This is a genomic window from Nitrospira sp. (assembly GCA_024998565.1).
Lineage (GTDB): Bacteria > Nitrospirota > Nitrospiria > Nitrospirales > Nitrospiraceae > Nitrospira_A.
On sequence record JACOEM010000007.1, the window covers coordinates 53708 to 68718 of the forward strand.

Here is a 15011-nt window from a genome sequence, read left to right on the forward strand (position 1 = left end):
AGTATGCAATGCGGTTATGGAAGAGATTGACCCCCATGGGAAACCATCTTTTCCAGTCACACCCCCACACATCATCGCCGACCGTTCTCTGCACCGAACGTTTCGCATCTGCCGAAGGAGGAGCCAGTGAGGATTGAACGAAGATTCACCAAGCGTGGGCAGAGCCCCTATGAGGGTCTTGCGTTCGTAAAACGTTCCTCGGAGATCCGGAATCCAGACGGATCGACCGTGTTTAAATTGGACCATATCGACATCCCCGAACATTGGACGCAACTGGCGATCGATATTCTGGCGCAAAAATATTTCCGGAAGGCCGGCGTCCCGCAAGTCCATGAGGACGGCACGCCGGTGGTGGATGCCGCAGGCAAGCCCGTACTCGGCGGGGAGCGCGACTCCCGCCAGGTGTTCAACCGGCTGGCCGGTTGCTGGACCTTCTGGGGCAAAAATTACGGCTATTTCAAAACGCCGGAAGATGCGACTGCCTTCTACGATGAGATGTGCTACATGCTGGCCCACCAAATGGCGGCACCCAATAGCCCCCAGTGGTTCAATACGGGCCTACATTACGCATACGGACTGTCGGGACCGGCGCAGGGCCACTTCTATGTCGATCCGAAGTCAGGCGAGGTCGTCCGGGCGACCAATGCCTTCGAGCATCCGCAGCCGCACGCCTGCTTTATCCAATCGATTGAAGACGACCTGGTGAACGAGAACGGCATCATGGACCTCTGGGTTCGTGAGGCCAGGCTGTTCAAGTACGGGTCCGGCACCGGCACCAACTTCTCGCGCTTGCGCGGTGACGGTGAATCCTTGTCGGGCGGCGGCCGCTCATCCGGTCTCATGTCGTTCCTGAAGATCGGCGATCGCGCAGCCGGAGCGATTAAGTCCGGCGGGACGACCAGGCGCGCAGCCAAGATGGTCTGCTTGGATCTCGACCACCCGGATATCGAAGAGTTCATCGACTGGAAAGTCGTCGAAGAGCAGAAGGTGGCCGCCATGGTCACCGGCTCCAAGATTTGTGCGCAACGGCTGAACGCCGTGCTCAAGGCCTGCCTGTTGGTGGATGCGCAGGGTTTGGGGCAAGTCGAACTGGATATGAAGAAGAACCAGGTGTTGCGTGATGCCGTGACGGCGGCCCGGCGCGATATGGTGCCGGAGGCCTATATCCATCGCATGTTCGACTACGCGAAACAGGGCTACACGCATTTTGTTTTCCATGAGTACGACACCAACTGGGACGGCAAGGCCTACCAGACGGTCTCGGGGCAAAACTCCAATAACAGCGTGCGCATTCCGAACGGGTTCTTCGACGCATTGGAGCGGGATGGCGACTGGGAATTGCGCCGCCGGATCGACGGCAAGATCAGCAAGACGGTCAAGGCCCGGGACCTCTGGGACAAGATCGCCTGGGCGGCCTGGATCTGCGCCGATCCCGGAACTCAGTACGATACGACCATCAACGAGTGGCACACCTGCCCCGAAGACGGGCGGATCAACGCCTCCAATCCCTGTTCCGAATACATGTTCCTGGACGACACGGCGTGCAACCTGGCTTCGTTGAACCTGTCCAAGTTTTTTAATGTGGAAGGGGAGTTCGACCTGGATTCGTTCCGCCATGCGGTGCGTTTGTGGACCGTGGCGCTGGAAATCAGTGTGTTGATGGCCTCGTTCCCCAGCCGCGCGATTGCGCAGAAGAGTTATGAGTACCGGACGCTGGGATTAGGATATGCCAACCTCGGCACCATCCTCATGAAGCAGAGCATTCCCTACGATTCACCGAAGGCGACGGCGATCTGCGGTGCGATCACGGCGATCATGACCGGCGAGTCGTACGCGACCTCGGCGGAAATGGCGGCGGAAATCGGCCCGTTCCCGGGTTACAACCGGAACCGCGAAGCGATGTTGCGTGTCATCCGGAACCACCGGCGCGCGGCATACAGCGCACCGCATGAAGAGTATGAAGGCCTCACGATTCTGCCGACCTCAATTCAGCCGGAGCATTGTCCGCCGGCCATGTTGCTGGCGGCGCGACGCGCCTGGGATCGCGCCTTGGAATTGGGCGCGGCCTATGGATTCCGCAACGCGCAGGTGACCGTCATCGCGCCGACCGGCACGATCGGACTGGTCATGGATTGCGATACGACCGGCATCGAACCGGATTTCGCCTTGGTCAAGTTCAAGAAACTGGCGGGCGGCGGGTACTTCAAGATCATCAACCAGAGTCTGCCGCCGGCCTTGCAGGCGCTCGGGTACACCGATGCCCAGATCAGGGACATCGGGGCCTATTGCGCGGGACATCAAACCTTAAAAGGCGCGCCCTTCATCAATCACGAAGTGTTGCGTCAAAAGGGCTTCGACGAGGCGGTGCTGGAGCGGCTGGAAGGGTCGTTGGCGCAGGCGTTCGAAATCCAGTTCGTCTTTAATAAGTATACGTTGGGAGAAGACTTCTGCCGGCAGAAACTGGGCATCAGCGATGCGCAGCTGGCGGACCCGACCTTCAACATGCTCAAGCACCTGGGCTTTACCCAGGAAGATGTGGCGGCCGCGAACGATTATTGCTGCGGCACCATGACGGTCGAGGGCGCGCCCCACCTCAAGCTCGAGCACCTGCCGATCTTCGATTGCGCCAATCGTTGCGGACGGATCGGTCAGCGATATATCGCCGTCGATGCGCATATCCGCATGATGGCGGCGGCGCAACCGTTCATCAGCGGCGCGATCAGCAAGACCATCAACATGCCGGCCGATGCCACGTTGGAAGATGTGAAGGCGGCGTATCTGTTCGCGTGGAAGAGCATGGTCAAGGCCGTGGCGCTGTATCGTGACGGGTCGAAGCTGAGCCAACCGCTGAACGCCTCGTCCGACAGCGGCAAGGGCGCGGAGACGTCGCCCAGCGTCATGACCGTGGCTGAGAAAGTGGCCGAGCGCGTGCTGGTTCGCTACCTCCATAAACGCCGGTCGCTCCCCGCGCGACGCAGCGGGTACACGCAGAAGGCCATCATCGGCGGCCACAAACTCTATCTTCGCACCGGCGAATATGAGGACGGGACGCTCGGCGAAATCTTCCTCGATATGCACAAGGAAGGCGCCGCCTTCCGTAGTTTGATGAATAACTTCGCCATCGCCATTTCTCTTGGCCTGCAGCACGGCGTGCCGCTGGAAGAGTTCGTCGAAGCGTTCGTGTTCACCCGCTTCGAGCCGAACGGGCCGGTGAAACTGAACGATCGCATCAAGATGGCGACGTCGATCATCGACTACATCTTCCGCGAACTCGCGATCACGTATCTTGAGCGGACCGATCTGTCGCAGGTGCGTGAAGAGGACCTGCGCATGGATTCGATGAAGAAGGATGAGCAGGATCCGGAATGCGTGGATGAAGAGGCGGACATGACCGCGCTCGCCAAGTCGTCGATCCTCACCGAACATCTGCCCGTGCGGCGGAACGGCATGAACGGCGGCAACGGCCATAGCCACCGACCGGGAACCGGCAGCGTCGCGCACAAGGTAGAACTCAAACGCGAGACAGTCACCGTCACCTCGGTACGCCAGGAAGCCAAAGAAAAGGGGTACGAAGGCGATCCTTGCCAGAATTGCAAACAGTTCACGCTGGTGCGGAACGGAACCTGCCTCAAGTGCATGAGCTGCGGAGAGACCAGCGGGTGTTCGTAGTGTGGAGAAAGATTCATCTGGTGGTATGGTGACAGCCAGATCGTAGAAACACTCATCGCCGTATCTGAAAGAGCCGTTCCTGCCTTATGACTAAGCTAAGGCAGGAACGGTTTTTTTAGGTACGTTTTCGCTGAGACCGGGTGCTCGAAGAGCGTTGATAGCCGCGAAAGATTTGGTTGCATTTTCATGTCTTAATGGTGTGCGAGCATACTGTGGGTTCAGCAGTGCACTCCATCCCCCATCCCAGAGACGATTCCGGCTTGAATACATGGTTCCATGGAGGAGGAAGCTAAAGTCGGCTTCTGATCGATTAGTTATGACTTCTCAGTAAGTTGTGTAATGGTTGTATTTCTTGTCAGATTTTTCCTCACCATCCCGCCTCGCCTGAAATATGACAACGCACGAAAATAATTATCGAATAAATGTGTTGCGGCTGGCTCCGAGGCCTTGAGTTCTCAGGGTTCCCAGCGTATTATCCCGCCCGTCTTTTGGATACTACTTAGGTCTAAAATTGTAATTGATTGATTGATGGACTGCCTGTTCTTCCCCTTTCTTATCGCCGATCGCGTCACACGCCTATTTGATTCAGTCATTCGCCCGTTGCCGGGAACGTTTCTCTGCCGATCACTTCTGCATAGGCTGATTGCGTCGCCTCCAAGAGGCATGTGGGGATTTTCCCCGCATGCTGCGGGGCGTGAACTGCCAGACTCCACACGGGACGCTGGGCGATGGGCCATATATATGTACAAAAAGTTCAATTTTCATGCACCGGTCGCTAGGGAATAGACCTTGCTGTCTGTTCTAGAGGTGTATCGAAATACGTGTTTGGGCGTTTCCGCAGATTTTCGAAATTAGATCGAATTCGGAGTAGTACATCCGATGTTATGCCAGCGACGGGAGGCCAGTCTGGTCTGCCGGGAAGGGCTGAAATGCGGGTAATGGTAGTGACGATCTTCCTTTGGCTCGCGGGCTGCGCTGTTGACCAGAAAGTGCCGGGATGGCTGAGTACCATGCCCGCCTCAACCCAAGAGGTCTGTGCAATCGGTATAAGTGGGCCCACATATTATCCCGAAGATGCGCGCTCACGGAGCCATGCGTCTGCCATGGCAGAGCTGGCGCGAGCGGTCGAGGTTCGGGTGAAGACGGATCTTCTGATCAGAAGTGAGGGGGATGCCCGAGGGGTAGATGTTCGACTGAACGAAACATCTGACTTCGGCAGCGACGTACTGCTGAAACAAGCTCAGGTTCGTGAACAATGGGTGCAGAGCGGGAAGGACATTCGTCACGGGGAACCTGGAACTGTTTACACACTTGTTTGTATGCCGGCGATGCAGTGAGCGTTGGCAGGATGATCGGAAAGGAGGAAGAGATGCTCGCAGGGTCGACACCAGCACAGGCGTGGAGGCGCAGGGCGGCTTGCGTCACCAAGGCTCTGTCCACAGTCTTGGGGGCGAGTGGAGTGCTCGTTTTTCTCACGGCCTGCACTGTGAAGAAGCAAGTGTTGGTCGAAGTCATGCATCCGCCAAAAATTGCGATCCCAGCGAAGGTGAAGGAGGTAGACATCGAAGAATTCCAAGGTCCGGTGGAGTGTGCGAAGTCACTCAAGCCGAAACTGATCACGAAGGTAACAGAGTCGGGAGTCTATACGGTCGCCGTTCCAGGTCTCTCTGACCCGGAGGACACACTAATGATCAAGGGAACCGTGACAACCTGCGCGCTCAGTCAGGGCTCCGGTACGCTCAATACGGTCTTTTCAGCTTGGTACATGGGAGATCAGGTCCATCAAGGGGTGGTAGACGAGCACACGAATCGGCCGGGTGCTCCGCCGAACGAAGTCCGCGACGCATTGATCGATCGCGTCATGAGTCGCACGGCGAAGGCGATCTTTCCGATGAAAAAGAAAGAAATCCGTACGTTTCTGCCCGTTGACGGAGACAACGATACTGGAGTGACGGCAGCAGCGGCGGGCAACTGGCCATTGGCTGTCGAGAGCTTCGGCAAACAGGTGAAAGAGAAACCCACTGAACATCGAGTTTGGTACAACCGGGGGATTGCGTATGAAGTAACCGGCCAGTTCAAGCTGGCGCTGAATGATCTTCGGAAAGCCATCGATCTTAAGCGGTCTGACCTATATGTCGAGGCCCTAGCGCGTGTGGATAGGGGGATGCAAAACCAGAAGAGCATTGAGGATCTCAAGAAGAATCCGGAGTAAGCCATGATATCTATTCCTCGAACATTATACAGGCGAATGAAATGGTTTCTGAGCATGAGTTGTTCTGCCTCGACGCTACTTACCTCCGTGATGGTTGTGCTCTGCGGCGTGCTGGCTGGATGCCAGACCACTGCCGGTGGGACTAAGACCGAGCTTGCTGCAGGTCGGCCTTCGGTCGACTCAAATAGGTGTGATTTTCTCCCTGAGAGTGAGCGACCAACCTGGGTAATTGGCCGTCCCCATACGGACGACTACGTCGGGGTAGGGCAGGCCGGGCTGAGCGAGAGTCCTGAGCAGCAGATTCGTGCGTCGGAAGATAGGGCGCGGGGCAACCTTGCCGCTGAAATCAGTGTGAAGGTGCGAGAACAGTTAATCCAGAATCTCTGTGAAGGACAGTGTGGAGAAGAGGAACAAAATAAAATTTCCCTCAAGGCTGAATCTAAAACGAAACAAACCCTAAAAGGGGCCAAGATCCAACACCGATGGCTCGACCGCGGCAGCTGCATGCTCTGGACGCTGGTGACGTTGTCGAAAGACCAAGTCGAGATGCGGCGAGTCATGATGTTCAATCTATCGCCTCCCACCGTTGAGATGGCGGGCCTGCTGGTAGGACATCTTGAGAAGGTATTACGGGAAGATCTTGCTGTCGTGCCGGCCGATGCGCAGGTGGAAGGGTGCGCGACTGACAGTACCAAGGCTGAGTGTCAAGCTCGCGGCAACATGATCTTCGGAGCGATGACGGTGTCACTGGAAAAGGACCAGACATCGGTGGATCGGCAATTTCGTCAGCGAAACTTTCGTGTGACAGGAAGACTGCGGTTTCAGGATCGGGAGGTGTCTTCCTTCGATGTCCGATGCAAAGCCAGGGCTGAGGCCAGGGTGGACGTGCAAACGATCGATCGTGCTGCGGCGGAAGACTGTCGAAACAAGGTGCAAACGTCCATGAAAAAGGACTTAGAGATGATGGATTAAAGGGGGCCGCAGCATCTGGCTGCTCCCGAATAGAACGGAGGAATGACGATGCGAGCCAAATGGGGACGAATCAGAAAAATTGGGGCATCAGGAGTGCTGGCACTTGCCTTAATGAGTACTGTGGTGGGTTGTGAAAGCACCAGGATGTTTTTGGATATGAAGCCTTGGCAGGTGCACAAATGCGGAATGCCCTGCTGGCAGGAGGCCTGGACTGCGAGTCAAGAGATTCCTACTGTGGAAGCCTCACTGGAGAGAGTCAATACGGCAGCACGATTGATCGAGTTGGGGGAACTCATGCTTCAAGGGCTGCCCTTATCTGCCGGATCGTTGTGGCCCCAGGAGATGAAGGGAACGCTCACCTTGAACGCGGAAAATCTCAATCGCGCCCTCCAAGAAACCTATCAGCAGCGAGTCGTGTATGCGTCGGCCCGGGGTTTCCGGCCATCTCCCTGGACAGGCCGTGCCCTGGAGTTGCAACGACGGCTTTTTACCTCACCACCAGACCTGTATTACGAGCGAAGTTATCGTTCGAAGGCACCTGCCGCGGACGATGTGCATGCGATCGGAGAGAAGGTGCTAGGGAAGGGGTACGACCCCATATTCGACAAGAATTTCTTTCGCCTGCTTCACTATCATCCTGGCTTCATCCCGAAACGGGAGATTTTCAGCGCCCAGTTCGACGGAAAGGCAGCGGAGTTCCACCCGAATGTGATGGAAGCGGTCTTGGCTCTGGCGGAGAACCGCGAGGATCTTCAGCAATTTCGAGAGGCAGTCCTGCAGGGAGAAGAAACTTGTGAAAAAGCCTACCGAGATGTGGAGGAGTCTGCACAACGAATTCGCCAGCTCAAAGCCCAAACGTTTGGAAATCCGGCGACGGCGGAAGAAGCCGCGCAAAAAGGAGACGATGGTGCATTAGGCAAGGACCTTCAGGAGTTGGAAATGCAGTTCGAGGCGGAGAAAAAAGAATATGACGAAGCCGTCAGCGCGTACCAGGTGTCATTGCAACAATTGAGTGTCGCCTTGGGGCAAATCAAAAATCAGTCCGGCGCCTTTACCATCGAGCAACGGGCATTAGCCATCAATGTTCAAGCCGTGGTCGACACTGCACAGGGATTGCTTGGGGGAACGCGCTTTCTCGTTGGCATCACGGCATTGCACCTACCGAAGGCGATACCGAGAGTCGGGCAAGAATTGAGGCAGATTGCCAGTATGGGCGGAGACCCTGCGGTTGCGCGTATGAAGCGCATTGTGGTGAACCTCTCGCTTCTGAAACCGAATCTTGCCCTGCTCGCAAGTGAATCGAATGTGCTGGACAAGGAGAGCCAACCCTATGATGACCTGTTCGTGAATCGGATCAGCGCGCCGACCATCGCCGCGCCCTAGAGCAGATCGAAGGAGACGTTGGCGGAGCGAACGAACATTGCTCACGCAGCGTGGGAATAATCCCCGAGTCGTGCGGGGAAATAAGGTTGTGCCGATCCGGGTCTTAAGCCGATGAATATAGGAAATCATCGATTAGTCAGACAGTTAGTGTGATGAATTGCGCAGGAACGAACGTTGCTCTGAAGTTCCTGTATCGCGGTCTGGGGCGATTAAATACCAGGAAGTCGGGAACCGGACAATCATTCTTACAGGAGGAGGCGAGACATGAGGCGATTACAGACGGTAGTGATCACAGGGACACTGGCGGTGGCGACTTTGGTTGTGGGATGTGCGGGACAAAAGCCGCAGCAAGGTGGCCCTCTGGCCAGAACAGATACGCCGATTCAGGAGGTCAAGGATCTGCCGAAGTGGGTTACCGAGAAGGGGGCGGCGTTCAGCGGCGAGCGTCGGGTGTTGTATGGGGTCGGCAACAGTGCGGGCATCTATAACCCTGCGTTGCGTCGGAAGGCGGCGGAGGGTCAATCCAGAAACGACCTTGCGGCCACCTTGCAGGTCTACGTCGCTGGGCTCCAGAAACAATACATGGCCGAAACGACAGCGGGCAGTATGGATAAGTCGAGTGTGGAGCAGCATATTCAAGACACGTTCAAACAGGTGACCGAAGCGACCTTGGTCGGTGCGCAGGTTGTGCAATATTGGGAAAATCCTCTGCGAAACGAAGCCTATGCCTTGGCACGGCTCGACATCGAACAATTTATGGACATCATGAAAAGCTATGCTGCGGCCAGCGGACAGTTCAAAGAATTGGATGCCAACCTGCGGGAGTTTGTGAGGAAGAATGCCGACAAGGCGCACGACGAGCTGAACCAGGAACTCGATCGGAAGAAGCGCAGCTAATGTGTTTCGGCCAGTACTGAGTAACGTGACATGTCGAAATTTGCCGGACTGCTGTCAAACAGCGATATGTGCATGTGACGAGCCGGTCGGCTAGCCATACTGTAAAGGGGAGTAAGGAAGAAGGGACATGTAATCGGATAGAGGGCGCAGGAACCGGCGTCTCTATCCGCTTGCATAGAGATATCTCCAGTACAAGTCGAGTGGAGAACAACATGATACAGATGAAACGAGGCGTGACTTTCAGCATACGAACGAGAGTGGCTGGAGCCGTACTGTCCGTCGGGCTGTTCTGTGTCGGAATAGTAGGTGCGATGTCATCGCCAGACGGGTGGCTCATAACACCACAGGAAGCTGCGTTGGCGCCGCGAGCTGAGGCGCCAGGGGGCGCACCATTGGATGTGGGCCGACAGGAAAGCAACCTTGGGCCGACCATCGAAATCCTGAAACCCAACGCTGGCGGGAAAGCGTCTGGCCCGGTCGAAATTCAGATCAATTTTGTGCCGAAAACGGGGCCGGTGGATGTGACCAGCCTCAAAGTCACTGTGGTGAAGTTCATTCCGTTCGATATCACCGACCGGCTTCGCGACTACGCAACAGCGGACGGGATTCAAATCAAAGAAGCTAAGATCCCAGCGGGTAAGCACATCGTGCGCATCAGCGTGGCCGATGCACAGGGAACGCGAAGCGTAAAGGAAATCGAGTTTGAGGTGTTGTGAGGAATGGGGTGGCCTCTGAGGTTGATGAGGCTACCCAGCAATGGAGAAGAACATGATGGACGAGTGCAGCACGAAACGCTACAAGGGCGCAGCTCTCCTGGCCCATTCCGGTGTCCTGTGGGTCATAGTCGGACTCATTCTTTGTATTGCCGCTCCGGTCGGGGCCTCGACGCCGGCTCAAATTTATGCCACTGCCGCTCCGGCGGTGGTCTTGGTCGTAGGGAGTTCGGAGGACGGTGCGATGTCCGGAACCGGGTCCATCATCGATCCGTCGGGTCTTGTCCTGACGAACTCGCATGTGATTTTCGACAGAGAGGCAAAGGCTCCCTATCGGAAGCTGTGGGTCTTCTTGCGACCTGATCGGGTTACAGGGAACGACAAGACCGACCTTACCCGTCGATTGCCGGCGACCTTGGTTGCCCATGATCCGGAGTTGGATCTCGCCTTGTTGAAAGTGGAGGGATCCGCTTCCATGCTTCCGGTACTGCCGATGGGCGATCCCGGAGTTATCACCATCGGGTCGCGTGTCCTTGCGATCGGACATCCGGAGCAAGGTGGCCTTTGGAGTTTGACGACCGGAGTGATTAGTGCGGAATGGGAGAACTTCACCAACGTACCAGGAAAGCACGTCTTTCAGACGGAAACGGGACTCAATCGCGGTAACTCCGGGGGCCCGCTCATAGACGAGAACGGGCAGCAGATTGGGGTCAACACCTCGATGGCGAGAAAGGCGAAAGACGGCCTGGCGATCACCAGCATCAGTTTCGCCGTGAAGTCCAGTGTGGCCAAGGAATGGCTGGCCAAGCAGGGCGTGCAGGTCGCCTATGCGAAATCTTCTCCACCGGTTGGTGAGGTGAGGAAGGAGCCCACTCCATCGACCGAAGCCGAGAAAGTTCCACCGCGCAACGATGCCGGTTCTGGGCGCACTCAGCCGAGTGCCAAACCGCAACCGGCGACGGTGTTGGAAAATCAACCTGAGGCGAAGCCGGAAGCCGGTCCGGGGCTGCCGCCGGTCCGGCCGTTCAGTTTGGATCGCCTGATGCGCGGGTTGGCGCAGGTCAGCGAAGATTTGGAATCACAAATGGAACAGATGCAGGACGAAATTCGTAAGCGCCGGTGAGGAGCAGTCATGGAAGCTATAGGTCGAAAATGGTTGTGGGCGCGAGCCCGGGGAAGGGGGCGGGCCTCGTGCATAGCCCTACTGGCGGTGTTGATCGCGATTGGTCCGGGGCTGGTGGCCGCAACGGCGGTCGAGCCGCCCGCCACCAAGTTGGATTGTTCCGTGTACGAAACGAAATCCATGAACGTCTCTGCGGCGTTCACCGTCGCGCAGTTCATTTTCAACATTATTCCGTCCATCGGATTCAGCCGAACCACGGGCGTGGCCTGGGACAAGGTTGTGCATGGGACCATCGCGCGGTATGTCGAACTCTGTAATCGCTACAATGCTGGTTTGGTCGATAAGGCCGAATATGAAGCGCGATTGAAGGAGATCGAAGCGTTGTATAAAGAAACCAAGGAAATGGAGGAAAAGCTGTTTGCGGCGACTCGGCAGCGCGCGAAGGCCTCGGGGGACGAGATGGACGAGCTGTTGGGGAGGAAGCGCAAGGAGCAATCAGGTCCAGCGGAGGTGGAGGCCTCGGTCAAGGCTTTGGCCGAGAAGGTGGAACATCTCGACCCTATCGGCAAACCGCTCAAGCCGGCTGCTCCTTGTAAGCCGCCCGATATGTTGGGAGCGCCTGGAGCGCATTCGGAGACGGGACGGAATTGTTGAGGAGAACTGATTCGGCAGGAAAGCAGAGGCAGCGCGTGGATGACATATGCGTGCTCATCGGGTGGTGAATCTAGGCGAGGTTAATACGAGCACCGATAGATCCGGTGGCCATCGGAATTTTCTTGTGGCGCCGACCAAGCGAGGGCGCTCAATGCGATTGCTCTCTTGATTCGACGTTACACTGGAGACGCGTCAACAGCACGAACGATCTGGATCGAGCGCGGCAACTACAGCGGCCGCGATTGAGTTAGGACTGTTTGCGTACAACTGTCTCTCTCACAAGTTGCATCCCGTCGGCCACGCCCGCATCCTCCCGTCCCTGGTACGGGCACTCTTGCGCTCGTTGGCCAGGATCGGCAGGCGGAATCTGCGGGTAGAGGGCAAGAACGCAGGCGACTACGTGGCTCAACAAACTGGGGCATCTTGAGCGGTGGCCACGATGCCCATTCCGCACGAAACCGAACGCGCGTCACAGTTTTTCCGGACCGGCCCGTACCGGATTTGTGGTCGGCTGCCGACTCGGTCGAAAAGTGCTGTGGCCATGACGGTGTGAGGGTGATGTAGGAGTTCTGATGCCTTCTCGGTGGATGATTGTCGGTGTAGTTGGGTTACTCGCGACGAGCCTGGTCTGGGGATTGACCACGATGCTCCCGCAATTGCTCGGGTCGTGGGAGATGGCGACATATGATCTCCGGATGCGCTGGCAGGGTGCGGGCAAAGCCGATCCTGCGATCGTGTTGATCGGGCGTGACGCGGAGAGCGATAGGCAGTTCGGGGCCGGGATCTGGGACCGCGCGGTCTTTGCCAAAATGATTGCCGCGCTAGGCCGGGCCGGCGCGCGAACCATCGCGCTCGATTTTCACATGCCCGATGTCAGCCCGATGGAGCGCGGTAACGGGGCCAGTGATCGCGCCCTGATCGCGGCGACCAGTGGAGCTGGTACGGTGCTGTATCCGATGGCGGTCGCGTCGGCAGGTCAGGGGGTTACCGCCCCACCGACCCTTCCGGATGTGTTCAAGTCGATGATGCCCACATTCGATTCCCATGTGGTGGATGCGCTTCCGCAAGCCGTTCGTATCGAGGGCCCCTTTCTCGCGTTGTCTTCGGCAGCAGCCGGGGTCGGGCATATCGCCGCTTGGCCTGATGAAGACGGGGTCTATCGCCATGTACCCACCTTTGTTGCAGTCGGAGGCCGAGCGGTGCCTGCCTTGGGTGTCGCGATGGCGGCGAGTGCCCTGCGTGTGCCTCCTGATCGTATTGAGCTGGGGCTAGGCGACGCGCTCCGGTTTCGCGACGCGCGTTTTCCAGATGGACGTCACCGGACCTTTTCGATACCGGTCGATGCCCAAGGGCGGCTGTTGATTCGCTACACAGGTCACTGGACCGACGGCGCCTTTCCCTACTTGTCGTTTGTTGATGTGTGGGAGGCGATTGCTGAGGGGCGCGAGGCAGAGCTACGGGAGCAGGTCGCGGGGAAGCTCGTGATCCTCGTGCATGCCGCGCTGGGGTCCGACAAGCGCCGAACACCCTATGAGGTGGACGCGCCGGGCGGCTTCATTCTGGCCAATGTCGCCAACACGATCCTAACCCAGCAGATCCTGCGCGAGCTTAGCACGTCAAACGGCTGGCTGGTGGCCTTCTTTCTAGGCCTGGGCGCCGCTGCCGCAATGACGCTCCTTTCCGGATGGGGCGGACCAGTGGTGGCGGGTGCGCTGGGCCTGTCCTACGCGGCCACGACGTTTCTGGTCATGGGGTTCGGCGGGCTCGTCCTCCCTGTGCTCTCGCCGCTTGCGGCCTTGACCGTTGCGGCTCTGCTCTCGCTTGGCTGGACGCGGCAGCGTGCCACGGACCGTGTGAGCTACTTGGAGAACGAGCAGCTTGCATTGCATCGTGCGCTGGCGACGAAACAAGTGTTACTTGCGCAGCAGGAAACCCGAGCGGATCAGTTGGAGGAAGACTTCGTGGCGGCGAAGGCGGATGCTGCGATGGGCGTCGATCGTCAGACGTTCTTCGAGCGGACGATCTCGTCATTGCAGCAGCAACTGCAGGCCGCGGAATGTGACGCCAACGAGACGAGGCTCGCGGTGAAGGAATTGGAGGGCAGGCTTGCGTCGATGAAGGCCGTGCAGCCAGGGCGTGGAGCGCTGGCCACAGAAGAGCAAGAGGAGGTCCAGCAGGAGTGCGCTCGGTATGGCATCGTCACCGGAGACCCTGCCTTGCTACAGTGCTGGAAGGACTTGAAACGTGCCGCTCGCAGCGAGGCGCCGATCCTCATCCTAGGCGAACCGGGAACCGGGAAGGAGTTGTTCGCCCAAGCCGTGCATCGATTCAGCGAGCGAGCAGCCAAGCCGTTCGTGGCGGTCAACATGGCGGCTGTGCCCCCGGACATCTTCGAAAGCCAACTCTACGGCCACCTTCGCGGTTCGTTCACCGGAGCGGTGCATGATCACGAGGGGTATTTCCTTCAGGCCGACAAGGGAACGATTTTTCTCGACGAGATCGGCGATCTGCGTTCCGACTTGCAGGCAAAATTACTGCGCGTTCTGCAGGAGGGAGTTGTTGCACGCGTCGGCGAGCGAAAGCCCGTTCGAGTGGATGTGCGTGTGGTTTCCGCGACGAATCGAGACCTCATGCGGGGCATTGCGGAAGGGTGGTTTCGAGAAGATCTCTATTATCGGTTGCATGGAATCGAGTTGTATTTGCCGCCGCTGCGTGAACGACACAACGACATCGCGGAACTTGCAATGGCGTTTGTCGAGCAAGCCACAGCGAAGCGCGGCCGCACCCAGATGGTTCTCTCACAAGGGGCCATGGAGCGGCTCAAGGGGTGGCCCTGGAAGGGCAACGTGCGGGAGCTCAAACGGTGCCTCGAGAATGCCGTGATCTTGACGGACGGGCCCATGATCTTGGAACAAGATTTGCGATTGACCGGCCCAGCGGTTCTCACACCACGCGATACGACTGAGGTGCCGTCGGCCCTGTCGTCGGAGGCGGAGGGAGACCCACGGAAGAGCGATCAAGCGTTACTCCGGGTGCTCCGCGACCACAGCTTCGATTTACAGGCCACCGGCGCGACCCTCGGATGGGATCGCAGTACGGTGATGCAACGGTTAAAGGGCATGTGTTTCCAGGCTATGGTAGAAACCAAAGGCGATGAACGGGCGGCGGCAGCGAGTCTGGCGGGCGAACCGGGATTGACCAGACTGGTGGAGGTCAAGCTCAAAGAGTATGTCGAGCATCTGGGCAAAGTTGTGGCCACGTATCCCTCAACGGAAGCTGCGCTGACCGGGTGCCGGAAGCGGTTTAAGAATCTGCCGGAGCGTTATCAGGAGGCGCTGGCGACGCTGGTCCGCCTCAACATGGAGGGTGGCGGGTAGGCGCTCGGTGA

At 57.8% G+C, this 15011-nt stretch carries 10 protein-coding genes; all 10 read left to right on the forward strand.

What is annotated here, in order from left to right; all coding sequences use genetic code 11:
* The first annotated feature begins 126 nt into the window (after nucleotides 1-126).
* The 10 genes from H8K11_12430 (at nucleotide 127) to H8K11_12475 (ending at nucleotide 15000) form a co-directional block, all read left to right on the forward strand.
* Nucleotides 127-3669, forward strand: a complete 3543-nt coding sequence (locus tag H8K11_12430; GenBank protein MCS6264554.1) for a vitamin B12-dependent ribonucleotide reductase — start codon at nucleotides 127-129, stop codon at nucleotides 3667-3669.
* A gap of 1103 nt (nucleotides 3670-4772) precedes the next feature.
* A complete protein-coding gene (locus H8K11_12435; protein ID MCS6264555.1) occupies nucleotides 4773-5006 on the forward strand; it encodes a hypothetical protein in 234 nt (77 codons plus the stop codon).
* Between the two features lie 32 nt (nucleotides 5007-5038).
* Nucleotides 5039-5881, forward strand: coding sequence for a tetratricopeptide repeat protein (locus H8K11_12440; GenBank protein ID MCS6264556.1), 843 nt, complete (start codon nucleotides 5039-5041; stop codon nucleotides 5879-5881).
* Nucleotides 5882-5935: 54 nt separating this feature from the next.
* The gene (locus H8K11_12445; GenBank protein MCS6264557.1) at nucleotides 5936-6853 is read left to right on the forward strand and encodes a hypothetical protein; all 918 of its coding nucleotides are present in this window, start codon (nucleotides 5936-5938) and stop codon (nucleotides 6851-6853) included.
* Between the two features lie 156 nt (nucleotides 6854-7009).
* The gene (locus H8K11_12450) at nucleotides 7010-8236 is read left to right on the forward strand and encodes a hypothetical protein (protein MCS6264558.1); all 1227 of its coding nucleotides are present in this window, start codon (nucleotides 7010-7012) and stop codon (nucleotides 8234-8236) included.
* Nucleotides 8237-8500: 264 nt separating this feature from the next.
* Nucleotides 8501-9133 carry an LPP20 family lipoprotein gene (locus H8K11_12455; GenBank protein MCS6264559.1) on the forward strand — a complete coding sequence of 211 codons (633 nt, stop codon included), beginning with the start codon at nucleotides 8501-8503 and terminating at the stop codon, nucleotides 9131-9133.
* 356 nt (nucleotides 9134-9489) lie between these two features.
* Nucleotides 9490-9849 carry a hypothetical protein gene (locus H8K11_12460; GenBank protein ID MCS6264560.1) on the forward strand — a complete coding sequence of 120 codons (360 nt, stop codon included), beginning with the start codon at nucleotides 9490-9492 and terminating at the stop codon, nucleotides 9847-9849.
* Nucleotides 9850-9901: 52 nt separating this feature from the next.
* Complete coding sequence (locus H8K11_12465; GenBank protein ID MCS6264561.1) at nucleotides 9902-10969, forward strand: trypsin-like peptidase domain-containing protein; 1068 nt, start codon at nucleotides 9902-9904, stop codon at nucleotides 10967-10969.
* A gap of 9 nt (nucleotides 10970-10978) precedes the next feature.
* Nucleotides 10979-11623 carry a hypothetical protein gene (locus H8K11_12470; protein MCS6264562.1) on the forward strand — a complete coding sequence of 215 codons (645 nt, stop codon included), beginning with the start codon at nucleotides 10979-10981 and terminating at the stop codon, nucleotides 11621-11623.
* Between the two features lie 572 nt (nucleotides 11624-12195).
* Nucleotides 12196-15000 carry a sigma 54-interacting transcriptional regulator gene (locus H8K11_12475; protein MCS6264563.1) on the forward strand — a complete coding sequence of 935 codons (2805 nt, stop codon included), beginning with the start codon at nucleotides 12196-12198 and terminating at the stop codon, nucleotides 14998-15000.
* Nucleotides 15001-15011: the final 11 nt, after the last annotated feature.

Coding starts and splice junctions, on each gene's coding strand:
- H8K11_12465 (MCS6264561.1), top strand. CDS start 9,902: ATGATGGACGAGTGCAGCACGAAACGCTACAAGGGCGCAGCTCTCCTG.
- H8K11_12455 (MCS6264559.1), top strand. CDS start 8,501: ATGAGGCGATTACAGACGGTAGTGATCACAGGGACACTGGCGGTGGCG.
- H8K11_12435 (MCS6264555.1), top strand. CDS start 4,773: ATGGCAGAGCTGGCGCGAGCGGTCGAGGTTCGGGTGAAGACGGATCTT.
- H8K11_12440 (MCS6264556.1), top strand. CDS start 5,039: ATGCTCGCAGGGTCGACACCAGCACAGGCGTGGAGGCGCAGGGCGGCT.
- H8K11_12475 (MCS6264563.1), top strand. CDS start 12,196: ATGCCTTCTCGGTGGATGATTGTCGGTGTAGTTGGGTTACTCGCGACG.
- H8K11_12450 (MCS6264558.1), top strand. CDS start 7,010: ATGAAGCCTTGGCAGGTGCACAAATGCGGAATGCCCTGCTGGCAGGAG.
- H8K11_12445 (MCS6264557.1), top strand. CDS start 5,936: ATGAGTTGTTCTGCCTCGACGCTACTTACCTCCGTGATGGTTGTGCTC.
- H8K11_12470 (MCS6264562.1), top strand. CDS start 10,979: ATGGAAGCTATAGGTCGAAAATGGTTGTGGGCGCGAGCCCGGGGAAGG.